The 24,715-nt window shown below is 62.0% G+C and carries 13 protein-coding genes; 11 read left to right on the top strand and 2 right to left on the bottom strand.

Annotation, left to right across the window (positions count from 1 at the left end; translation table 11 throughout):
* From ABEL04_RS05985 to ABEL04_RS05960, 6 genes are all read left to right on the top strand, one after another.
* Positions 1 to 1,143, top strand: a 1,143-nt coding sequence (locus ABEL04_RS05985; protein WP_375801478.1) for an aminoacyl--tRNA ligase-related protein, incomplete at its 5' end; no start/stop codon positions are given.
* A gap of 151 nt (positions 1,144 to 1,294) precedes the next feature.
* Entirely contained in the window at positions 1,295 to 2,599 is a 1,305-nt protein-coding gene (locus ABEL04_RS05980) for a DUF3667 domain-containing protein (protein ID WP_375801477.1), read from the top strand.
* 416 nt (positions 2,600 to 3,015) lie between these two features.
* A complete protein-coding gene (locus ABEL04_RS05975; protein WP_375801476.1) occupies positions 3,016 to 5,448 on the top strand; it encodes a TonB-dependent receptor domain-containing protein in 2,433 nt (810 codons plus the stop codon).
* A 294-nt stretch (positions 5,449 to 5,742) separates the two neighbouring features.
* Positions 5,743 to 9,219, top strand: coding sequence for an FG-GAP-like repeat-containing protein (locus ABEL04_RS05970; RefSeq protein WP_375801475.1), 3,477 nt, complete (start codon positions 5,743 to 5,745; stop codon positions 9,217 to 9,219).
* Positions 9,216 to 11,009 carry a CRTAC1 family protein gene (locus tag ABEL04_RS05965; protein ID WP_375801474.1) on the top strand — a complete coding sequence of 598 codons (1,794 nt, stop codon included), beginning with the start codon at positions 9,216 to 9,218 and terminating at the stop codon, positions 11,007 to 11,009. Before ABEL04_RS05970 ends, ABEL04_RS05965 begins: the two co-directional genes overlap by 4 nt.
* On the top strand, positions 11,009 to 11,857 hold the full coding sequence (locus tag ABEL04_RS05960; RefSeq protein WP_375801473.1) for a hypothetical protein: 849 nt from the start codon (positions 11,009 to 11,011) through the stop codon (positions 11,855 to 11,857). Before ABEL04_RS05965 ends, ABEL04_RS05960 begins: the two co-directional genes overlap by 1 nt.
* Before the next feature lie 43 nt (positions 11,858 to 11,900).
* Here ABEL04_RS05960 and ABEL04_RS05955 read toward each other — a convergent pair whose 3' ends face one another.
* Complete coding sequence (locus ABEL04_RS05955; RefSeq protein WP_375801472.1) at positions 11,901 to 12,050, bottom strand: hypothetical protein; 150 nt, start codon at positions 12,048 to 12,050, stop codon at positions 11,901 to 11,903.
* Positions 12,051 to 12,124: 74 nt separating this feature from the next.
* Between ABEL04_RS05955 and ABEL04_RS05950 the strand changes: the two genes are divergently transcribed.
* Together ABEL04_RS05950 and ABEL04_RS05945 are read left to right on the top strand one after the other, a co-directional pair.
* Positions 12,125 to 13,213 carry a LacI family DNA-binding transcriptional regulator gene (locus ABEL04_RS05950; RefSeq protein WP_375801471.1) on the top strand — a complete coding sequence of 363 codons (1,089 nt, stop codon included), beginning with the start codon at positions 12,125 to 12,127 and terminating at the stop codon, positions 13,211 to 13,213.
* Positions 13,214 to 13,378: 165 nt separating this feature from the next.
* On the top strand, positions 13,379 to 14,200 hold the full coding sequence (locus tag ABEL04_RS05945) for a formylglycine-generating enzyme family protein (protein WP_375801470.1): 822 nt from the start codon (positions 13,379 to 13,381) through the stop codon (positions 14,198 to 14,200).
* Between the two features lie 106 nt (positions 14,201 to 14,306).
* Here the strand turns inward: ABEL04_RS05945 and ABEL04_RS05940 are convergent, their stop codons facing one another.
* The gene (locus tag ABEL04_RS05940) at positions 14,307 to 15,572 is read right to left on the bottom strand and encodes an endonuclease/exonuclease/phosphatase family protein (RefSeq protein ID WP_375801469.1); all 1,266 of its coding nucleotides are present in this window, start codon (positions 15,570 to 15,572) and stop codon (positions 14,307 to 14,309) included.
* Between the two features lie 483 nt (positions 15,573 to 16,055).
* Between ABEL04_RS05940 and ABEL04_RS05935 the strand changes: the two genes are divergently transcribed.
* The 3 genes from ABEL04_RS05935 to ABEL04_RS05925 all read left to right on the top strand — a co-directional run bounded on the left by ABEL04_RS05935 (position 16,056) and on the right by ABEL04_RS05925 (position 24,706).
* Positions 16,056 to 19,133: a SusC/RagA family TonB-linked outer membrane protein gene (locus ABEL04_RS05935; protein WP_375801468.1), complete on the top strand. Its 3,078-nt coding sequence runs from the start codon at positions 16,056 to 16,058 to the stop codon at positions 19,131 to 19,133.
* Positions 19,134 to 19,192: 59 nt separating this feature from the next.
* Entirely contained in the window at positions 19,193 to 21,064 is a 1,872-nt protein-coding gene (locus ABEL04_RS05930; protein ID WP_375801467.1) for a RagB/SusD family nutrient uptake outer membrane protein, read from the top strand.
* Between the two features lie 195 nt (positions 21,065 to 21,259).
* Entirely contained in the window at positions 21,260 to 24,706 is a 3,447-nt protein-coding gene (locus ABEL04_RS05925) for a VCBS repeat-containing protein (RefSeq protein WP_375801466.1), read from the top strand.
* Positions 24,707 to 24,715 lie beyond the last annotated feature (9 nt).

Here is a 24,715-nt window from a genome sequence, read left to right as displayed (position 1 = left end):
TCGGAGCTGGGCGAGAACTACATCGTGCGCCCCACCTCCGAGACGATCATCTGGGACACGTACTCGAAGTGGATCCAGTCGTACCGCGACCTGCCGCTGCTCTACAACCAGTGGGCCAACGTCGTCCGCTGGGAGATGCGGCCGCGGCTCTTCCTGCGCACCGCCGAGTTTCTGTGGCAGGAGGGCCACACCGCCCATGCCGGGCGCGAGGAGGCGGTGGAGGAGGCCGAGCGCATGCTGGAGGTCTACGCCACGTTCGCCGAGGACTACATGGCGATGCCGGTGCTAAAGGGGCGCAAGTCGGAGAGCGAGCGCTTCCCCGGCGCGGTGGACACCTACTGCATCGAGGCGATGATGCAGGACGGGAAGGCGCTGCAGTCCGGCACCAGCCATTTCCTCGGCCAGAACTTCGCGAAGGCGTTCGACTGCACCTTTACCAACGAGGACAACGAAGAGGAGTACGTGTGGGCCACCTCGTGGGGCGTGTCCACACGGCTCGTAGGCGGCCTCGTCATGACCCATTCCGACGATCAGGGCCTCGTCCTGCCCCCGAAGCTGGCGCCGCACCAGGTCGTGATCGTGCCCCTCTTCTTCGACGACGAGCAGGAGGGGCCAGTGATGGAGAAGTGCGAGCGCCTACAGGAGAAGCTGGAGGATCACGGCCTCCGCGTGAAAATGGACGACAACCACACGCAGAGCCCAGGCTGGCGCTTCAACGAGCACGAACTGCGCGGTGTGCCACTGCGCCTCGCCATCGGGCCGCGCGATCTGGAAAACGACAACGTAGAAATGGCCCGCCGCGACACGCAGGAGAAAGAGGTCGTCCCCCAGGAGGGGATTGTCCAGCGTGTGGTCGACACGCTCGGCGACGTGCAGCAGTTCCTCTACGACCGGGCCCAGAAGCGCCAGAAGAGCAACACACACATCGTCGACGACTACGACGAGTTCCGTGAGGTGATTGGGCGCGGCGGCTTTGCGTGGGCCCATTGGGACGGCACGCCAGAGACGGAAGCCCGCATCCAGGACGAAACCTCCGCCACCATCCGGCTCATTCCGTTCGACCGGGACGAGCACGAGGAAGGCACAGACATGCTCACGGGGGAGCCCTCCGAAGGCCGCGTCCTCTTTGCGCAGGCGTACTGAGTGTTGCGTGTTTCGGATTGGGAACTTCGTCCGGTCGTAGCCTCGCCGGGCACTGCACACCATGTGCCACACGGGCGTAACATTCAGCGGCGCCGTACGTGGATTATAACGGATCCTCAACGTCACGCTCACTGCTCGCCCGGTTCTGCCCATGAGCGCTCCGCCGCCTGGATCTGGCCCCGACGACCCGGAGAAGTCCGGCGACGGGGATCTGTCCGGACGAGCGGCTTCGGATCCAGATGAGGCGCGTGCAGCCGCCGAGGACGCCCTGGCTCAGGTCGAGGCCCTCGCCGACCTTGACGAAGAGGTCGAGTCTGGGTCGGGGGCCACGGGACAGACCGCGACCAGCGCGTCGTCTGCGCGTCCCTCTTCAGGAGCAGGCAGCGCCGCAGCCTCGGATGAGGGCACGCTGGAGGATCAATGTGAAAACTGCGGCGCTCTGCTCCACGGCCCCTACTGCTCGCAATGCGGACAGAAGGCGGCCGACCGCATCGTGCCGATCTGGCACATGCTCAACGAGGCGCTCGAGGCCGTCTTCGAGTTGGATATGCGGGTGCTCCATACGTTGCCCAAATTCCTCTTCCTGCCGGGTCGGCTCACGAAAGAATACATCAACGGTCGGCGCAAGCGCTACATCCGGCCCTTCCGGCTCTACTTGTTCTCAACCTTTCTGCTCTTCACGGTTCTCACGCTTACCACCACCGGAGGTTTTGGGCTGCTGTTCCCCCCCTCCTCATCCGCGCCAGCCCCCCCAGCCGATACTGCGACAGTCGCTCCCGCGTCGGTGGTGGGCGACGCACCAGCGGCTCCACTGGCCCCTGATTCGACCCTCGCGCCGACCGAGGCCGACTCGGTTGAAGGCACAGGCTTGGCGGTAGGGCGGAACCATGGGCCCGACGAGGCCGGGGACGATTCGAGTCATCTAAGCATAAAGGAGCTTCTCAGTTCTCAGAGACGCCGCAGCGTGATTGCGGACTCGCTCAGAAAAGAGTTCAGTCAGGAAACCGCCGACACCTACCTGGAGCAGACGCTGTTCCAAAACATCCCGAAAGTCGTGGAGGACCCCTGGGGCTTCGCCGAATCAACGATCGACCGGGGGCCCTATCTCATGTTCCTCATGCTTCCGATCTTTGCGCTACTGATGAAGCTCCTGTACGTACGGCGCGGGCGCCTCTACGCTGAGCACTTGGTTTTCAGTCTGCACGTGCACGCATTCGCGTTCTTTGCCTTTGCGACTGGCATCCTGCTCGACCAGCTGGGCGGTGCGTGGCTTAGCGTGGCCGGAACCTGCGCGGAAGTTGCTCCCCTCCTGTATCTCATTCTTGCCATGAGCCATGTCTACGAGCAGGGGCTCATCAAGACGGCATTCAAGGCCGTCATCCTGCTCTTCTTCTACGTGGTCATTCTCGCCATCGGCGCTGTGTGTCTGGCCCTCGCGGTTGTACTGATGATGTAGCGGACGACGGTGCCCGCACGCAGATCTCGCTCTGTCCGGTATTAAGCACTGGCATTCCTCAATTGTCCTGAGCGGGACCACCCTCCCCGTCTCTGCAGTCGGTTGCCACCGATGGTCCCCGTCCCCCTCTCGTCGCCGCGCAGTGAGAAAGGGTCGCGCGGCGCACCAGCGGCGGTCACTACTGCCCTCTGTCCGCATCGGTGAAGTCGATGGGATTATAAATTCGTCGGGGAACTTTTTCGGAGATGGGCCGAACCATCCATCGTCGACTTGCTACCGGGTCGTCGGTGGGGCATCGAAAATTGGCCCTCACCGCTGCGATCTTCCTCTTGCTCTGTCGGAAAACGCCTCCCACACGCCCTTCGCCCGACCGATACGGTTGTCGCCGGCACTCTGAAAGCACTCGTCAGTCCACGATGCGCTTCTTCCGTGTTCTTCTGATTGGGGCGTGCTGTCTTCTGGGATCCATGACCGCTCAGGCACAGACCTGGGGCACAGTCACGGGAACGGTTACGGACTCGACCGATGGCACGCCCCTGTCCGGAGTTACGATTCTGGTTCGGGGAACCGACTACGGAACGGCAACGGCAGCCAACGGCCGCTACAGCCTCCAGCTTCCCACTGGGAAGTACCTTCTTCGCTTCTCGGCGGTCGGATTTTCGTCGCGCACCGATTCGGTGACCGTGACGGAGGGGACGAACCGGCTCGACGTCGCCCTTTCCTCGACCGTTCTGGAAATGGAGGGGGTAACGGTCACAGGGGCCGAAGTGCCGGATCGCCCGGGGGTTTACAAGGTGGACCCGAAGAACGTGCAGGACATCCCGACGCCCTTCAAGGACGGATTTCGTGCCCTCAAGACCATGCCGGGGGTGGCGACCAATAATGAGCTTACGCGGCAGTATTCGGTGCACGGAGGGGGGTACAACGAAAACCTTGTTTTCATCAATGGATTCGAGGTGTTCATGCCGTTTCGGGTCCGGCAGGGCGAGCAGGAAGGACTCGGCATGATCAACCCGGCCCTCACGTCGGACATCACGTTCTACACGGGAGGCTTTCCGGTGCGGTACGGTGGCAAGCTGTCCTCGGCCCTAAGGGTGGAGTACGCGCAGCCAAAGAACCAGCCTCTCAGCGGCTCGGCCTCCGTCTCGACGCTCGATGCCAACGTGCACGCCCAGTCCTCAGCCCTCGATGGGGACCTCGGATGGACGCTTGGGGTGCGACACGCCCGTCCCGGACGCTTCTTCGGGACGCAGGACCTGAAGGGCGACTACAGTCCGCGTTCCACGGACGTGCAGAGCTTTGTTACCTACCGGATGTCCGATCGCGTCTCGATCGAGGCCCTTGGCATCTGGTCCGACCACACCTTCAAGCTCGATCCAAAGCAGCAGAAGACCTACTTTGGGGTCATCAGTCTCGATCCCGAACGTCCCTCCGATTTCAAGGCCTTCTGGCAGGACTTGAACGGAGCCCGACAGGACGGGCTCACCACAACGTTTGGAGGCGTGCGCCTCAACACCGATCTCTCCGATCGAGTGCAGATCGAGCACGACCTCGCCTACTTCGAGACTCAAGAAACGGAGTCTTTCGACATCACAGGGCAGGCCAAGGTCTTCAAGGTTGATCCCGGGAGCGATCCCGACTCCCGGGAGGGAAGAGAGCTCTCTGAGCGATCGACCCACATCAATCAGGCCGACAACGTCGTCAATGTTCGGCGGCTAACCGGCCGGGGCCGCTACACGTGGATTCTTGGGCGTCATGAACTCGAGGGGGGGTGGCATGCGCGGAGCCTGCACTTCCGCGATCGTCTCGATGAGAAAAATGTTATCAAAACGCCTGAGCGGCGCATTACGGTTCACAGTATCCAAGACTCGGCCACCTTTAACGAAATGCAGGCGGGACTCTACCTGCAGGATGCGGTGGACGTGCTTCCGACGAAGGATCGGCTCGTCGTGACAGGAGGCGTGCGGGCGGACTACTTCTCGTTCAACGGGGAGTGGACCGTCTCACCGCGGCTCTCAGCCCGCTTCACCGCCAACGACCGGCTCACCCTAACCGGCTCCTGGGGCATCTACCACCAGAAGCCGACCTACCGGGAGCTTCGAGGCAAGCCCAAAGACGAGGAGTCGATCGACGAAGCTCTCAACCGGGACATCAACTCGCAACAGTCGATTCAGTACGTGCTGGGGGGCGAGTACTTCTTCCCGCAGCAGCGCCTCAGCCTCCGTGCGCAGGCCTACTACAAGGATTTGAACGACATTATCTCGTATAGCATCGACGACGTGCGGGTCGAGTATTCGGGCAGAAACGACGCGAACGGATACACCTACGGCTTCGATCTGCAACTGCGAGGTGAGCTCGTTCCGGGGCTCGACAGCTGGTTCAACTACAGCTTCCTGGTGTCCCGTGCGCGGTTCAAAGAACAGTACCAGGACGAATACACCAAGGGCCTTATCCCCCGTCCCGCCGACCAACGACACACCTTTTCGGCGTTTCTGCAGGACTACGTGCCGGGCGATAAGTCGTGGAAGCTCCACATGCGCCTCCTGTATGGCAGCGGCCTTCCCTACACGCCTCTGGAACCGGGGTCGGACGGGCGCATCCGCGTGCCCGGAGACCGAATGAGTGGCCGTCTCCCGCCGTATCGGCGCGTGGATGTGGGGGCTACAAAGCGCATCGAGATCACTGAAGACGGGATCGGGGCGCCGGTCAACCTCGAGCTTACCGTCGAGGTGCTCAATCTCTTCGACATGGACAACACGGTTGACTACAGCTGGACAAAGGACTGGTCGCGCGTTCCGAAGCGGCTCACGCCCCGCACCCTCAACGCGCGTCTCCGCCTAACATTTTAGAATCGGGGCGGCGCGGTTCCACCCCCGTCCGTTCAATTCAGCACAGCCCCCTGCAAGCCGCCGACCAGTTCTGAGCGCCGCACCAAGCGCCCCTGGCCGTCTCAAGCGAACCAGGAATGACACCCATCGGGAACGGCACAGTGGCCATGTCGCCGTGGGCAGTCCTTGCTCAGTGTCAGTTCGCTGGCGCCTGGGGTACACACGGTAGCGCATCCGGACCTATGAGAAAAATATCCAGTAGGTACGGAGGGTGCGCACTCGCCGCAATCCCCTGTTCAATCTTCTCAGCCAGCGATGCGACGCGCTTCATTTACGGGCGTACTGGTCCTGTTTTTCAGCTTAGTGATTGGACTCGGAGGGTGCCAGTCGGAGCGCGTGCCCGCGCCCGGTTCGCAGGAGTACAAAAAGGCCGTCACGTCGTTTTACACGGGCGCATCGGCACTCCAGGTCGGCGAGAACTACCGGGCCGAGCAGCAGCTGAAAACGGCCGCAAAGCTTGCTCCGGGCGAGCCGGCCGTCTGGGCCAACCGGGGCCTGCTTGCGTTCCAGCAGAACGAACTGGAGACCGCCGCGAAGCACTTCGAACAGGCCTGTACGCTCGCCCCCGAGAGTGAACGGATGCAACTGCTCTCCGGGCTGCTGGAACGGGAGCGAGGGCATTACGAACAGGCCATCTCGCACCTCCGCCGGGCCGTCGAACTCGACTCGACGAATCGAGCGGCCCTCTACACGCTCGCGCAGGTGATCGAACAGCAGGGGGGAGAGACGGCTACCCAAGATGCACTGCGCCTCGTGAATCGCCTGCTTGCACAGAGCCCCGACAATCTAGTCGTGCTCGTCGAGCGCGCTCGGCTCGCGGCCAAGGCCGGGAAGACGGCGATGCTCCGAAAGACCCTCGATCGTCTTGGAAACCGCACGTCCTCCTGGCCCGACGCCGCACGGTCGTCGCTACAGGCTGTCCGGAAGGTCGCCGCCACGCCGCCAAAAGCAGCCGCGCAAATCGCGTTTCTCAAGAACGACCTGAAGCGCACCCCAGCGTACCAGGCCGATCAGGCGGCCGTTCAGCCCCCGAGCCTCGCTGAGCGCGCCAGCGTTGTCATCCGTCTCTTCCGAATGACGCCCCCTGACCCTCAGCCGGCGCCTGCCGATACTGGCCTCACGTTCACGGCCGACTCCCTCCGCACGACGGACCAGTGGGACTGGATTCAACACGTGACACTGGCGGAAGAGGTGCCGCCCGACGTGATGATGACGGACGGGGAGACGCTCCGCATTGAAACAGGCCTCGGGCGCGTCGTGACGGTGCCCTTCCCAGGAGGGACGACGAGCGACCGGCCGATGGGGCACGTCGCCACGCCCTTCGACATGGACTATGACTTCCGCGTCGACCTTGCTGCGGCAGGGGAGGACGGCGTGCGGATATATCGTCAGCAGGCCGACAGCTCATTTCAGAACGTATCGGAGGAGGCTGTGCCGGCCGCAGTCCGCGGTGAGGCATACGCGGGGGTTTGGCCTGCCGACCTCGACATGGATGGGGACCTTGATCTTGTGCTGGCCCGCCAGTCGGCCCCCCCAGTCACGCTGCGCAACAATGGAGATGGGACGTTCGCGACGCGGTCGTTCTTCTCGGAAGTGCGTGCACTCCGTGCATTTGTCTGGTCCGATCTCGACGCCGACGGGACCCCCGATGCCGCAATGCTCGACGCCGGAGGACAGCTCCACGTGTATGACAACAAGCGGTCCGGCACGCCCCGCTTCTCGCCCCGGATCCTGCCCGACACGCTCGCTTCGGGACGGGGGCTCTCGGTCGGTGACGTCAACCGAGACGGGGCCATGGACCTTCTCCTGCTCCGGGCCAGCGGGGCTGTGTCCCGCCTCACGGCCTCCTCCACCGGATGGGAGACCGATCGTCTCCTGAGCGGACGACCCCTGCCCGACGACACGCCCGTGTCGGGGACACGCCTGCTCGCAGGGGACCTGGACAACAACGGAGGGCTCGACCTGGTGCAGGCAACTCCTGGGGCGGGAACCATTTGGCTTAGCGACTCGACCGGCGCGTACATTCCCCATTCCGAACCCATTCAGCATACGGTCTTCTCGGCCGCCGATGTGCGTGGCAAAGGGCGGCTCGATCTCCTGGCTCTCAGCGACTCGGGAACGCCGCTGCGGCTGACGAACGAAGGCACAAAAAACTACCAGTCACAGCGGATTCAGCCCCGCGCCGCCCGGACCCAGGGCGATCGTCGTATCAATCCGTACGGCATCGGCGGCGAAATCGAGCTCCGAGCGGGACTGCTCTACCAGAAGCGGCCCATCACGGAGCCCACGGTTCATTTCGGTCTCGGCCGCCGCAGCGGGGCCGACGTGGCCCGTATCATCTGGCCCAACGGCACGGTGCAGGCCGAATTCAACCTTGTATCGACCCAAACTGCCCTCGCCCGCCAGCGACTGAAGGGATCGTGCCCGTGGGTCTACACCTACGATGGCGAGGACATGCAATTCGAGACGGACTTCCTCTGGCGCACTGCCCTCGGCCTTCGCATCAACGCACAGGGGAAGGCCCAGGTCATTCACAGTGAGGACCGGATCTTCATTCCGGGGGAGCACGTGGGGCGGCGCAACGGAATGTACGACGTGCGAATCACCGGGGAGCTGTGGGAAAGTCACTTCTTCGACCGTGTCGAACTCGTAGCCGTCGATCATCCGGCGGGTACGACGGTACGGATCGACGAGCGCTTCCATCTGCCGCCCCCTGATCAAGACCTCACCCCTCTTGCCCCACCGCAGCCGGTCGCACAGGCGTGGGACCAGGACGGACGGGACGTAACGGCCCTCGTCCAGAAAAACGACGGGCGCTACCTCGACACCTTCGAGCTTGGGCCGTTCCAGGGACGAGCCGAAGAACACTACGTAGAGGTCCGGCTGGGCGACGACGTGCCCGCCGAGGGCCCCCTCTGGCTCGTCGCCGACGGCTGGGTGTACCCGACGGACACTTCGCTCAACCTCGCCATCGGTCAGGGGGACTTCGCTCCCCCGACGGGCATCACCCTGGAGGTGCCAGACGGGGATGGGGGATGGAAGGTCGCGCGATCAAACATCGGGTTCCCGGCCGGCAAATCGAAGACCATGCTCATCGATCTATCGGAGGTGGTTGGGCCTGACGGGCCCCGTCGCGTGCGCCTGCGGACCAACATGGAAATCTACTGGGACCGGCTCGCCTGGGCTCCTGGACGACCGGATGTGAAGCTCAAGACGCATCTGCTCTCTCCCGACTCAGCCCACCTGCGGGACCGGGGCTTCTCGAAGGTCGTTCAGACGGAACGGCGCCTGCCTACCGTGCCCGTGTACGACTCAATTGCCACAACGACCCGCATGTGGCGGGATCTTAGGGGCTACCACACCCGATTTGGACCCGTGGATGAACTAGTTTCTAAGACTGACGATCGTTATGTTATTATGAACGCAGGCGATGAAATGGTGCTTCGGTTTCCGGCACCGCCTGCCCCCCCGGACGGCTGGACGCGGGACTTCGTGCTCGTGGGGGACGGATGGGTGAAGGACGGCGACTTTAACACGGGCCACTCGAGGACCGTGCGCCCCCTCCCCTACCACGGCATGGACGATTACTCGACACCGCCTGGACCTCTGGAGGAAGATCCGGCATACCAGATGCATCCAGACGACTGGGAGACGTACCACACTCGATACGTCGCCCCGCGCCGTTTCCACCGCGCGCTATCGTTTGACGCCAATCGTTCTGGAACGCCGTGACGAACCAAACTCTCATTCGGGGACTGTTGAGCGTGGTCTTCGTCGGACTGCTGGCTGCCCCGCTGGTGATCACGCAGTGGTCGGGAGAAGCATCGGGCGGCCCGATGGACCGCGAGAAGGCTCTTGAGCGTCACGGCTTCGTGCTCGAAAATGTTGCTCAGGAGGTCGGCATCGACTTCACGCACCACGCCCCCAACCTCGACTCGTCCCTCAGCCACATCATGCCTGAGGTGGCGCAGATCGGAGCCTCTGTGTCCGTGGCCGACTACGATGGGGACGGATACTCCGACCTCTACGTTACCAACAGCAAGTATGGAACCGAGAACGCGCTGTATCGCAACCAGGGGGACGGTACGTTCACAAACGTTGCTCCCGAGCTGGGCCTCGCCAACGTCAATCAGCGCGGAACGGGAACCTCGATGGGAAGCGTGTGGGGCGACTACGACAATGACGGCGACGAGGACCTTTTCCTCTACAAGTGGGGGCAGTGCATGCTTTTCCGCAATGAGGACGGTACAGGCTTCACGCAGGTGACCGATCATCTCAAGGGCCTGCCCGACTGGATGAACGCCGGCACGGCCATTTGGCTCGACGCGAACCAGGATGGATTCCTCGACCTGCTTGTCGGTGGATTCTACCCGGCGACGTTTGACCTCTGGAATCTGGAAACGACCCGCGTCATGCCCGAGAGTTACGAGTATGCCCGAAATGGCGGCCAGAACTACCTCTTTCTGAACCAGGGCGACGGGACGTTCACGGAGGTATCGGAGGAGTGGGGCCTCACTGGCACGCGATGGACCCTCGCGGCGGTCGCGTCTGACTTCAACCGGTCCGGCTACCCGGACTTGTTTATCGCCAATGATTTCGGGGCCGACCAGTTTTTCGTGAACGTGAAGGGGCAGCGCTTCCGCGCCGCGAGCCGGGCCTCGAACGTGGGCCGCATTCCGAAAAGCGGAATGAACGCGTCGACGGGGGACGTGATGAACCGGGGCACGCAGGCCCTCTACGTGAGCAACCTCACGGAGGAGGGCGTTCTCGTGCAGGGCAACAACCTGTGGATGGCCGGGTCCACTGCGTCGGGGGAGACGCCTACGTTCGACAATCTTGCCGGCACGATGGGCGTGGCCCGGGCAGGGTGGAGCTACGGGGCCCAGTTCGGCGACCTGAACAATGATGGGTGGCAGGACCTGTTTGTGGTCAACGGGTTCTATTCCGGCTCGAAGAGCGCGAGCTACTGGTATGACTTCTCGAAGGTGGCGGGGGGGAACGAAGACATTATCGCGAACGCTGCGAACTGGCCGGCCATGGAGGGGCGCAGCCTGTCCGGCCATCAACAAACGCGCATCTGGATCAACGATGGGGCCGGCCAATTCCAGAACGTGGCGCCGGCCGTGGGGGGCGCCTCCACCCACGATGGCCGCGCGGTGGCCCTCGTCGACCTCCAGAACCGCGGCGTGTTAGACGCTGTGGTTGCCAACCAGCGGGGGCCGGTGGAGGTCTACAGAAACAAGGTTGACCCCCAGCACAGCTGGATCGCGTTCGAGCTCACAGGCACCGAGAGCAACCGGAGTGCCATCGGGACGCGCGTGACACTCCATTGGAACGACCAGCAGCAGGTGCAGCAGGTGCACGGGGGGAGCGGCTTCGCCTCGCAGAACCAGCGCCGAATCCACTTTGGCCTCGGTTCCAACCCAACAGTCGAGAAGGCCGTGATCCGATGGCCCTCCGGCACGACCCAGACGATCGAGTCCCCTGAGATGAACACCATCCACGACGTGACGGAGCCATGATGGACAAGATTGACGTCCGCCTCGTCCCGCCGGTTCTGATTTCGCTGATCCTCGTGGCGGGCCACGTGTCGTTTGGAATCCTGCGGGGCATTGACGCCATCGCGCTGGCCATCGGAACGGCCATCGCTACAGAGCTGGCCCTGGGACGTCTCACGTGGGGGGGCTGGGCCCACCCAGCGAGCGCCTACACCTCCGGCATCAGTGTGGGCATTCTGGTGCGGTCGCCAGCGCTCTGGCCATTTGCGTTGTGCAGCGTGGTGTCGATCATGTCGAAGTACGTGCTCCAGGTGAAGGGACGTCACCTCTGGAATCCGTCCAACTTTGGGCTCTGCGTCCTCTTCTTCCCCGCAGCGTACGGCCTGTTCGACATTGCCCCTCTCAACACGCAGTGGGGCAACAACATGTGGGCGATGCTCGTCATCTGGATCGTCGGGCTCTACACGATCTGGAAAGTCAAGCGCTTCCACGTCACGGCCACGTACATCGTTGCCTTCATCGCACTCTCGGTTGTCCGGGGATACGTCACGGGAGACGGCTTCTGGGCAGCGGTGGCCCCGCTTACTGGGCCGATGTATCAACTCTTCGCCCTCTTTATGATTACGGACCCGAAGACGACCGTCTCCTCGCCGAAGGGTGAAATGGGAGTTGCGGCCCTGATTGCGGTCGCGGAGTTCTTTCTGCGGCTGGGGGAATTCGTCGCGGCGCCGTTTTACGCGCTCTTTCTCGTGGGCCCCGCGGCCATGCTCGTTGAGATCTACTGGACCAGCGACGAGGACGAAGCGGAGACGGAGGAAGCCTCCCCCGAGCCAACGCCCGACACGGAACCTGTTCCCGAGCCTGCACCCTAGCGTCCGTTCCAGACTTGGGGCTGCTGATTACTCCGAAGCGTCCCTAGGCCCTCCGGCGCCGGGCGAGCGCAAGTCCATTGATGCCTACCCCTTGCTGCACGACGAGGCGTATTCCGTCCCTGATCCCCCAGGCACCACGACGGTTGAATGCAGCCGCCACTACCTCCTCCGGGTCGTCGCTCCGGGAAGTCATGGTTTGACATTAGTTTTGGAGGGGACTATGGTACAGATCCTTCCGTGAGTTTTCTTGCCCAAACGTCTTCTTCCGTGTCTGCAACCATCTACGACATTGCCGAGCGGGCGGATGTCTCAACCGCGACGGTCTCGCGGGTCTTCAATGATGAGGAGGCCAGAGTCCGGGAGGAGACGCGCGAGCGGGTACTTGAGGCGGCGGATGCGTTGCACTACCAGCCCCACGCTTCGGCGCAGAATTTGGCCCGGCAACGCACCAACCAGATCGCCGCGGTGGCACCGGTCGTGGCGAATTATTTCTACATGCACGTCATACGAGGCATCCAGCAGGGGCTGAGGGATCGGAACCTGGATCTGACGATTCATGCCCCAGCAAACGCACAGGAACTCATCCACGACCGGTCCAGCCCGGAGGACCTGAATACGCGCCTGGCCCGGGCCCTGCAGCCCGGTCGAAACGACGGCATTCTCCTGCTGTCGGTCCCGTTGACCGACGAATGGGCCCGTCGGCTAAGGAACACCAACCAGTCTGTCGTGCTGGTCGACACAGAGCACCCAGCGTTCGAATCGTTTACGGTCGACAATGAACAAGGGGGCTACGAGGCCACCCGCCACCTGATCGATCACGGATACGAGCGAATTGGCCACATCACAGTCGAGTACCAGCCGCCGCCGGCCCGGCTCCGGCGTGAAGGATACGAGCGGGCACTCCGGGAGCAGGAGCGACCCGTCGAGGACCGTCTGATAGCGGCGAGCGACGAGCGCCCGTTTGCATTTTCGGAGACAGGAGGGTACCGGGCCATGAAGGCATTGCTCGAACGGGAGCCTGCCCCGGACGCAGTGTTCGCCGCGTCAGACAGGCAGGCGATGGGGGCGCTACGAGCAACCCAAGAGGCGGGGATGGAGGTCCCGGGGGATCTTGCGATTGTCGGGTTTGACGACGTAGAGCTGAGCCAGTGCGCGGGACTGACGACGGTTCGTCAACCGGCGCGCACGATGGGACAGCGAGCCGTAGAGAGTCTGCTACATCAGATTGAAAGGGGGGGAGATAGTCCGGTGTCGAATACGGTCTTCGTTCCTAAGCTCGTCGTTCGGCAAACATGCGGAGCTGGGGACGGGCCGCAGAAGGAAACGACCGTGTTTCCCTCGCAGAATGGCCTCTGAGCGTGAGGGGGCCTACGGAGGAACCTCTGGAACGATGAGCAATCGGGAGGGCAGCTTGAACGGCGACCACGGTTTCCGATGGCGGCGCCCCCGCCGTTCGAGAAAATTTCTCGGTTGACCTCGTCCTGCCGTAAACCTCTCGTCCCTTTCTCGGGAGAGTCTCTCATGACTCGTCTTTCAGTTGAAGTCCTGACGGGACTTGGGGGACTGCTGGTCGGGCTTTGCATTGTTCAAGGATGTGACCTTCGGGAGGACACGTCCCCTCAACCGGCAGAAAGCGATTCGACCTATGTAAACTCCGTCGGAATCCAGTTCCAACGAATTCCAGCGGGATCGTTTCAGATGGGGTCGACCGATGGGCAAAGAGATGAACGGCCCGTTCACGAAGTAGAAATCACGGAGCCGTTCTACATGAGCGTCTACGAGGTGACCCAGGTTCAATGGGAGGCTCTCATGGATCGGAATCCGAGCGCCTTCCAGGGGCCCTACCGGCCGGTGGACAGTGTGTCGTGGTATCGAGTCCGTACCTTCGTCGAACGACTCAATAGTAAAGAGGACACCGACCTGTATCGCCTCCCCACGGAGGCGGAGTGGGAATACGCCGTTCGGGGTGGATCGAACACCCGCTTCCACTTTGGACGGGCGAAGGACTCTCTCGTCAAATACGCCTGGTACAGCTACAACTCCGAGCGGCGAACACATCGGGGATGCCGGAAGCGAGGAAATCCGTTTGGCCTCTGCGACATGTACGGCAACGTCTGGGAATGGGTGCGTGACGGTTATGACCCCACCTTCTACAAACGGAGTGATCGCGTAGACCCCGTAAACAGGGGAAGACCATCCGGTCCCCGAGTCATTCGGGGGGGAGGCTGGTTTTCCGCCGGGTCGGACATGCGGTCTGCAAACCGATCGTGGGCCCGACCGGGGGGACAGAACTCGCAGTTGGGCTTCCGGATTGTCCGGGAGATTCCGGAGGAGGAGCAGTGACCGCGGGCGGCAGCACGTTCGTCCAGCTTCCCCCCAATGTTCGGGCGTAGTGGGTCTCCGGCTTGCGTCTCCCCTTCCCAATGGTACGGTTCCGGCTGGCTCGAGACTACGGGCTCATGAGACTGTCCAGGGACGGGAGTTTATCGCCAGGGATCCGCTTCTTCGGAAGCATATCCTTCGGTCGGGGGAGAAGGAAAGTCATCGTGACTGCGCAGTGGTCGGATGGGAGTGCATTTCCGGAAGCGTTCGCCACAGAGTCTCGGTGCGGTCGGGAGGCCTCCACGGTGCTTATCGGGACGCCGCCGTCCTGCGACCGAGTCGGACCCTTGACCGCTGTCGGGGTACTTCTGTTCTGCGGTTGGTGCGCGGCCGGGGAACCACTTGCGTTCTTTGACTGGGGCGTGCCGCCACACCAGGTCTCCGCGTTCGTCTGAATGATAGATTGAGGTCGGTAGAAGATATAGTCGAGCTTGCGACGCGGATTGTCGGCCGGATAGGTGCCGAGGGAGGAGTTTCCCGTTATGTACGTCTCTTCCGGGGAGAGGGCTGGACGCAACTCTGTCCCCTTCAGCAAGAGTTCTATCGTGTCGTCGTCGCTGGGCGTAGCCAATTCAACCGTGGGCATGAGGCCGTTGAAGTTGCCGAGGAGGAGAATTGGGAAGCCCTGTTGAGCGAGACGCTTGTAGAGCGCGTTCACCGTGCGCGCTTGCTCCTCGCGGGTGGCCGTGTCGAGTGCCTCGAAGTGAACATTCATCACCACCAGAGGCCAGCCCCCGATGCTGATTACAGTCACCTGGACGAGGCGGTTGGGATAGAACGCATCCCGCCAGAAGGATTGCGGAGGACGGGCAAGCACCCTGCGCGCATGTCGGCGAACCGGATACCGGCTGAGAACCCCCTGTCCAGACACCATGCGGCCGAATTGGACGACGGGTCGGCCGTGCGAAAAGGGAACATACTGCTTATTCCAGTTCACTGCCTGCGCGGCGCTTGCGAATCCCAGCCGGGTGGCGATTGTGTCGAGCTGGTGGACGTAACCGGAGCGTGCCGCGCTGAAATCGACGTTCTGCAGTCCAACGATGTCGGGGTTGGCACGCCGGATGATGTCGACAGCCTGATCCATGTTCGTGGAAAAGAGACTATCGGGCCGGTCGACGGTCCCATCGTCGGTTGTGCCGGCGAGATGTCCGAGATTGTAGGTCATGACCCTGAAGGTGTCTCGGTCCGGCGAAGCAGGAGGGGCCGCGTAGGTTTTCGTCTGCACGAGTTTCTCGTCGGCGAGCTGCCCCGAGCGCGCCCACAGGAAAACGACGGAGGCTGTGAAAAACAGGATACCGGTGATCGAACCGATGACCTGAAGGACACTCTTCATGAATCGACTGCTAACCTTACGAAGACGTAATATTTTCGAGGACGGAAGCGTGGAGGCTTTGGCTTTTGATGTACGTCCTCAGACTGATGGGAATGGCCTAGAATGCAGGAGTTCCTGATTTGCAATTCTCATCGCACCCTCTTAAGATCTGTTTGTGAAAGCCTTTTCATTGAATTCTGGAAGAACCGGTCTTGTCGCTGTATCCCCCAAGCGAGGCTTCCGAATGCTGAACCCTTCCACTGAGTACTCAACCTCTCAGGTTCCGGATCGTGAATTTTGGGTTGCGGATTCCTTTTGGAACGAAGCCCACGCGCTTCCCGCCGTCCATGAAAGACGCGGTGCCGAGGGTTCTCGCACAAATTTTAGTAACTCCAAATTTTCGATCCACGACGTACGCTCCCACCGTTTTTGAGGTCTCGACGCCTGAGGGGGCGACCGGGGTTCTACACAAGCTCCTGCTCTCACTAGAATTCCACGGCAAACATGCGATATACCACGGTACGAACCCTCCTCTGCAGCCTCTTTCTTTCGATGCTCTGCGTAGGCCTTGCCCTAGCCCAGGAGAAAACTGTGACGGGAACGGTGACTGACGGCGCTACGGGAAACCCCCTCCCCGGCGTGAATATCGCGGTCAAGGGGACGACCACCGGAACGGTCACGAACGCGCAGGGCAAGTACAAGATTACGGTTCCCGGTCCGGATGCCGTGCTCGTGTACTCCTTTGTCGGGTACATCGCCCAGGAAGAGACGGTGGGCGACCGGACCGTCATTAACGTGGCGCTTCAGGAGGACGTGGAGAAGCTCGAGGAGGTCGTCGTGACCGGGTATGGGACCCAGCAGAGACAGGAAATCACGGGATCGGTGTCCTCGGTCGACGTGGCGGAGGCCAATGTTGGCCAGCAGGCGAGCCCTCAGGAATTGATTCAGGGCCGGGTCGCTGGAGTGAATTTGCTCGAGAACAGTGGGGAGCCTGGGTCCGGAGTGAGCATGCGGATTCGGGGGACGAGCTCAATCACGGGAGGTACCGACCCGCTGTATGTGATCGACGGCGTGCCGGTGAGCAACACGAACGTGACCCCGTCGGGGGCGAGTGCAGGAGGCATCAGCTCCTCGAGCAGTTCCAACCCGCTTGCTCTTCTCAACCCGCAGGATATCAAATCCATCCAGATCTTGAAGGACGCGTCCGCGACGGCCATCTACGGCTCCGAGGGGGCCAACGGAGTCGTCCTAATTCAGACGAAGGAAGGACAGGAAGGAAGAATTCGGGTCGATTACTCGGGCAAAGTGTCGGCCTCAACGCTGGCCAATCCGCTTGACTTGGCCGGTGGAAATGCCTTTCGGAAGGGACAAAGCTGTGCCAACGACCTGGGACAGTTCAAGACCTTCTCGGAGTGCTTCCAGAAGCGGCAGGGCGACTTTTCGGGGCCGAGCACCGACTGGCAGGACGCCGCAACCCGGACTGGAATTCAGCACGAGCACAACCTCTCGCTTTCGGGGGGAACTGAATCCACCACCTATCGCGCGTCGGTCAGTTACCTCCGCCAGGAGGGGGTTGTTGATCGGAACGCCCTTCAGCGCGTGACGGGGCGCGTCAATGTCGATCACCAGAAGTTCGACAACCGCCTGCGCTTCGGCATGAACTTGACCGCCTCATACGCGAAGCGCAACCACCTTTTCTACGCCCAGGGAGGAGGGTTCCAGGGAGGCGTGATCAAGGGGATGATCGGAATGGATCCGACCCTTCGCATTCGGAGCCCCGACACTGGCGAGTATCAGGAGTTCTCGAGTTCGATCAAAAACCCGATCGCACTTCAGGAGCGAGTCACCGACATCACCGACCAGAAGCGGATCCTGGGGAATTTCAGCATCGAGGCGGACCTTCTGCAAAACCTGACGGCTACGGGACGGCTCGGGATTGACCTCTCGGAGGGCATTCGGCGTACCGGCGTTCCGGGGAGTGGCCCGCCGCTGTGGTTCGGGCAGAACTCCGGCGGGTTGGCCCGGCAGGCCGAGCGCTCGCTCTCCAGCATCGTGCCCCAAGCAACGCTGGAATACAATGCTGAAATCTTGGATGGCCATTCCCTTCAGGTGATTGGGGGCGCGGAGTACGAACGGGAGACCTGGCAAGCGGTGAGCGTGGAGACGCAGAACTTCATAACCGACGCGACGCTGTTTAACAACCTCGGTGGAGGATCGTCCGTCCAGGATCCCGGTTCGACGAAGCAACTCGTAGAGCAGATCGGCTTCTTTGGGAAGTTCAACTACGACATCAATAACAAATACCTCCTGACTGGAACGGTCCGCCGCGACGGCTCCTCCGTGTTCGGCGATCAACAGCAGTTTGCCTGGTTTCCGTCGGGCTCTATCGGGTGGAATCTTGCTCAGGAGAGCTTCCTGCAGGACGTGGGCGCACTCACGCAGTTGAAACTGCGGGTCGGATACGGGTTGAGTGGAAACCAGGCCGTCCCGCCGCTCCAGTCGAAGGCCGTTCTTGCGCCGGACCCCGGTTTCCAGGGAGTCTTTGGGCAAGGAGAAAACATCCAGACAGGGGTTGCGCAGCGACGGGCGCCGAACCCGGATTTGAAGTGGGAAGAGACCGAGGAGCTCACCGTCGGGCTTGACTTCACTGTGGGCCGGTTCGATGGCACCGTTGAGTTCTATCAAAAGACCACAGACGACCTTCTCCTCCTGGTCTCCGTGCCCCCGCCCGCCGTGTCCACACAGAAGCTCGAAAACGTAGGCGAGGTGCAGAATACCGGCATCGAGGCCTCACTGAATGCCCTCATCCTGGATCGGGAGGCCCTGTCGCTCCGGCTCAGTGGAAACATCAGCAGCAACAGAAACGAAGTTCAAAGCCTCGGAGGACGCACATTCATCGATCACACCCCGGTAAACGGGGCCGGGCAGACGGGCGTCACTGCACAGCGTTTGGAACCGGGCCACCCGATCGGGGCCTTCTACGGACCGGTCTTCGTCCGTATCAATGATCAGGGACAAGAGGTCTACAAGACGGACGACGGTACGACCACGACGCTCGGCGAGGCGAAGAGAAGTTTCATCGGCAATCCGATCCCGGACTTCCGATACGGCCTCAACGTGGATTTCCGCTATCAGAACTTCGACATCAGCACCTTCTTCCGGGGCGCGCAGGGCCGCGAGATCTTCAACAACACGGCACTGGAGTTCACGACCAAGAGTAATCTCGGCCGGGGAATCGGTGTCCTGCAAAAGACGTTCAAGGATGGGACGAGTGCTGACCACTCGCCGGTCTACTCGTCACGATGGGTTCAGGATGCCTCCTTCTTCCGGCTGGACAACCTGACGATTGGCTACAATGTCCCGAACGTGAGCGCGTACGGCCTGAGCCGTGCCCGGGTCTACGGCACCGTGCAGAATGTATTCGTGATTACGCCGTATGAGGGCTACGATCCGGAGGTCAACACCAATGTTACAGGCCGCGGGCTTGGCTTCCGTAGCCTTGCACGTCCGACCCGGGGCGTCGACTACACAAGCTATCCGCGCCCACGTACGTTCACCCTGGGGGTTGAGTTGAGCTTCTAGCCGCCGCGTGCTCCTGCCCTCCTGATGTCCTAACTCAAACATTAGACCCTGACTGACCCATGAGCTCCTATCTCAACCGATTTCCCAGTGCGGGAATACGCCGTGTCGTCGCGCTCTCCCTCGTTCTCGCGTTGCCCCTGGTCTTCGGGGCCTGTGACCAGCAACTTGAGGAGAAATCCTTCGACCAGATCACACCGGAGAACTTCTTCCAGAACGAGCAACAGTTTGTCTCGGCCGTGACGGCCGTGTACGCCCACCTTCGGGGGTTCGTCTTCAATCCCCTCGACAGTCAGGAGCACTCCACTGACGAGATCATGGTGCCCACCCGGGGCCCGGACTGGGGGGATGGCGGCATCTGGCGCAACTTGACGCAGCACAATTGGCCGACCACGAATCCGCAGATCAGCGGGTCATGGGATTTTAGTCAGGTCGGCATCGCACGGGCCAACGGGGTTCTCTCCTCCCTGGCGGGATCCGAGAGCATCTCGGATGCCAAAAAGGCGCAGTTTGCTGCGGAGGCCAAATTCCTCCGTGCCTTCTTCTACTACATGCTGATGGACCAATTCGGCGGGGTCCCCATCGTCGTCGAGGAGGGAAGCGATCTGGACTTTCCCACGCAGCCCGTCGATGCAAACAGTCCGCCCGCGGACACGACCCGGAAGGCGGTGTTCAACTTCGTCCTCAAGCAGCTCACGGGCTGCACAGCCGGCAACTTCAGTGTAGATAGCTGCATCCAAAATCCGGGATCGGGGACAATCATCGGAGACCTTGCCGTCAAGGGCGAGGTGCCGTACGGCCGGGCCACGAAGGGTGCGGCCTTGGCCCTCACGGCGCGGATACTCCTCAACGCCGAGATCTACACCGGTGAGGTGACCACTAGTGGCATTAACACAGGAACCGCCATGTATGCAGGAGCGGCGGCTGCCGCCGAGCGGGTCATCAACTCAGGCCGGTATCAGCTGGAGGACTACTTCAAGAACTTCTCGGCCTCCAATCAAACGTCCGACGAGCTGATCTTTGCGGCGACCTACAAAAATGAGAGCGGCGTGGCCTTCAATAAGCAGATGGCCTTTCTCCATTACAACCACGGCGTTCCGGCGACCCCCTGGAATGGATTCACCACCATCGCGGAGTTTTACAAATCGCACAATCTGAAGGCGGGTCCGGATGGCGAGGTCGGCACGGCAGATGACGTCCACACCGACCGGCGGGGAAAACAGTTCCTGGTTGGAAAGCAGTACCAGAAGCCGAGCAAGGGCTGTGCGGGCGACGAGTGCTTTAGTAATCCGGACAGCGGACCCGTTACCGTGCGGGGATCAGATATTCAGCTGGATCTCACGCTCAACATTCCGGGCATTAAGCTTGGAGCATCCAACCCGCCGGACGACTTTCCAGACTCTGACGTCTTCCTCCTCGAGGCGCCGGGCGCTCGTCCATTGAAGTTTGAGATTGATCCGAGTATCGACGGTGCCAAAATGGGCAATGACTACCCGCTCTTCCGCCTCGCGGAGATGTACCTGACCAAGGCGGAAGCGGAGGCGAAACAGGGCAACATGGGCGCGGCGCTCGACGCGTTCAACGAGGTACACACGAAACGGGGCAACGACGCCCTGACGATGGGCGAGGCGACGGATCAGACGAGCATGATTCAGCACATCGTTGCCGAGCGCGGCCGGGAACTCCACTTCGAGTTCACGCGCCGCTCGGACCTGATCCGGTACGAGTTCGCGCACGGGGGACAGCCGATCGGGTTCGAGGGGTCGGCGAATCCGGACGCCGACGTCTACGCCCCGACGTTTACGGGACCGTGGCTCTTCAAGAAGGATGGATCGAAGACGGGACAGTCCAGCGAGCCCTACCGGGTGCTCTTTCCGAAGCCGAAGAGCGCGTTGAGCGCGAATCCGAACCTCACCCAGAATCCGGGCTACTAGCCCTCAATGTCTTCATTTGCAGCGCCTCTGCACTCCGAAGCGCCCAGCCGGCATCGGACCGGCTGGGCGTTTTTTGCTGGCTGATGCGGAAGTTCTCCCCTCGCAGGGGCACTTCAGAGCGGTGTGAAACGCGTCCCCATTCCCGCGGCGTGCCCGTCCGCTGGTACATTCATCTGCTGTTTTACGCAACTGATGATGGATCGTCTCTCGTTCCTCGACGCGGCGCTGGCGCCGGGCTGTTCAGTGTTTGTCGTCATGGTCGTTCTGCTCTCCGGATGTGGCGGCTCGACGGAAGGACCCACGCGCAGCAAGAGCGAGCGGGCCCCGGCCCCTCCGGGAAGCACATTGTTCACGAAGCTCCCGTCGTCGCACACAAACGTCGACTTCACGAACCGCATCGAGTACACGAAGAACACCAACGTCTTCACCTATCGCAACTACCACAACGGCGGAGGCGTCGCTATCGCTGATCTCAACAACGACGGGCTTCAGGACCTCTACTTTACGGCCAACCAGAAAGACAACCGGCTTTACCTGAACGAGGGAGACTGGTGGTTCCGGGACGTTACCGATGCCGCCGGGGTGGCCGGGCAGCGCGCGTGGTCCACAGGGGTCACCATCGTGGACGTGAACGGCGATGGATGGCTCGACATCTACGTGTGCAACTCGGGGGACCTCCCTGACGACGACCGGAGGAACGAGCTTTTTATCAACCAGGGAACCGACGACAACGGCGTGCCCCAGTTCGAAGAGAAGGCCGAAGAGTACGGGGTGGCCGACGAGGGCTACTCCACGCACGCCTCCTTCTTCGATTACGACCACGACGGCGATCTCGACCTTTATCTGCTGAACAACGCGTTCACGCCCATCAGCACGTTCGACCTGCGCAACACCCAGCGCAGTACGCGGGACGAGCATGGGGGCGATAAGCTTTACGAGAATCGGAACGGCAAATTCGTCGACGTGAGCGAAGAGGCGGGCATCTACGGCAGCGAAATTGGGTTTGGGCTCGGCGTCACCGTCGTTGACGTCAACCGGGACGGATGGCAGGACATCTACGTGTCAAACGACTTTTTCGAACGCGACTATCTCTACATCAACAACCAGGACGGCACCTTCCGCGAGGTTCTCCCCAAGCAGATGCGTCACAGCAGCCTTTCGTCAATGGGGGCCGACTTTGGAGATCTCAACAACGACGGGTGGCCGGAGCTCTTTGTGACAGACATGCTTCCGGAGACCGATCGGCGGCTCAAGACGACCACGACGTTTAAGCCGTGGGACGGCTACCAGCGCATGGTGCGCAACGGGTACTACCACCAGGTTCTGCGCAACACGCTCCAGCTGAACAACGGCAACGGCACGTTCAGCGACATCAGTCAGATTGCAGGTGTGCACGCGACGGATTGGAGCTGGGGGGCACTCATTGCCGACTTCGACCTCGACGGCTACAAAGACATCTTCGTCGCAAATGGAATATACAAGGACGTCACGAACCAGGACTTCATCGACAAGCTTATGAGCCGGAAGACGGCCCGGCGCATGAAGAAGCGCGGCAAGGGCGAGTTTCTGAACCTGATCGACAAGATCCCCTCCAACAGGATCTCCAATTACGCCTTTCGCAACGCGTTCGGTGCCGACTCCACGACGGGCCCGGTCTTCCGGGAGGTGGCAGCCGAATGGGGGCTCGACACGCCGAGCTTCTCGAACGGGGCGGCGTACGGCGACCTTGACAACGATGGCGACCTCGACCTCGTCGTCAACAACCTCAACATGGAAAGCTTCCTCTACCGCAACGAGGCCGATTCCCTCCGCGACCACCACTCGCTCTCGATGAAGCTGGAGGGAATGGGCGAAAATCCGTTCGGGATTGGTGCCCAGGTGAGGGTGGAGGCCAACGGACACACGTTCTACAAGGAGCACATGCCCGTCCGCGGTTTTCAGTCGACTGTGGGCTATCGGCTCACCGTCGGCGTTGGGGAGGCCGACACGCTCGACCGGGTGACGGTGACGTGGCCCGACGGGCGCGTGCAACGCATCACAAGCGTGGCCGCCGACCAGCTGCTCACGGTCCGGCAGTCCGAGGCGCCGCCCCCGACTGGGTCCGATCGGCCGGCGCCCGAACTGCCGGAGCCCTCCGCCCAGCCGTTCGTGGACGTGACGGAAAAGGTCGATCTCGGCGCCGCGACGCACCAGGAAAACCCGTTCGTCGACTTTAATCGCGAGAAGCTGATCCCCAAGAAGCTCTCCACCGAAGGGCCGCGGCTCGCCGTGGGGGACGTAAACGGCGACGGGCGCGACGACCTCTACGCGGGGGGGGCCAAACGACAGCCGGGCCGGCTCCTCGTCCAACAGCCCCAGCCGTCGTCGGAACAGTTCGTGTCAACGAACGAGGAGCTCTTTGCGGAGGACGCCGTCTCCGAAGACCTCGATGCGCTCTTTTTCGACGCGGACGGTGATGGGGATCAGGACGTATACGTCGTGAGTGGGGGCAACGAGTACGCCCCGAAAACACCGCCGCTGGAGGATCGACTCTACCTGAACGACGGGACTGGTGCCTTCACGAAGGCCCGGAACCGTCTGCCGGGCATCGAACAGAGCGGATCGGTCGTCGTGGCGTCCGATTACGACGGCGACGGCGACGAGGACCTCTTCGTGGGGGGCCGCGTGGTGCCCTGGAACTACGGAAAGAATCCCAGGAGCGTCGTCCTGGAGAACGACGGGACGGGCCACTTTACCGACGTAACGACGGAGGTGGCCCCCGAGCTCCGCAAGGTGGGCATGGTGACGGATGCCCTCTGGGCCGACGTCACTGGCGATGGCCGCGAGGATCTCGTGGTCGTGGGGGAATGGATGCCGATTTCCGTCTTTGAGAACACCGGCGGTCGTCTCGAGCGAATGCAGCCCCGGGAGCAGTCGGGACTCGCTAAGAGCCACGGCTGGTGGAATCGTGTCGTCGCGGCTGATGTCGGGGACGACGGCGACATGGACCTCGTCGTGGGCAATCTGGGACGCAACACGCGCCTGGATGCCAGCGTCGAAAAGCCGACCTCCCTCTACGTGAACGACTTCGACAGGGACGGCTCCTCCGAACCGGTCCTGTCCATGTATCGCCAGGGCAAAAACGTCCCGTTCGTGCTGCGCGATCCCCTGGTGAACCAGATCCCCCCTCTGAAGCAGAAATTCCCCTCGCACGAGGCGTACGCGGACACGCCCATCTCGGAAGTCTTCAGCGACGCGCAGCTCGATGATGCCCTCACGAAGCGCACATACACATTCTCTACGGTTTACGTTGAGAACGAGGGGAACGGCTCGTTTTCGGTGCACGAACTTCCGTTCGAGGCCCAGTTGGCCCCCGTGTACGGCATCTCTGCCGACGATGTGAACGGCGACGGCCACCTTGACCTGCTGTTGGCCGGCAACTTCCACGGGGCTCCCCCCAATCTCGGCCGCATGGATGCCAGCTACGGCACTGTGCTGCACGGGAATGGAGCGGGACACTTCACAGCGGTGCCCACCCGCGAGAGCGGCTTCCTCGTGACTGGCCAGGCCCGGGACATCACCACCATAAACACCGCGAACCGCGGACGCCTTCTTCTCGTCGCCAAGAATGACGGTCCCATTCAGGTTTTCCGCCGGCGGTAGTGGAAGATT

The sequence above is a fragment of the Salinibacter sp. genome, assembly GCF_042218895.1.
Lineage (GTDB): Bacteria > Bacteroidota > Rhodothermia > Rhodothermales > Salinibacteraceae > Salinibacter.
This window is presented reverse-complemented; position numbering and strand designations above follow the sequence as displayed.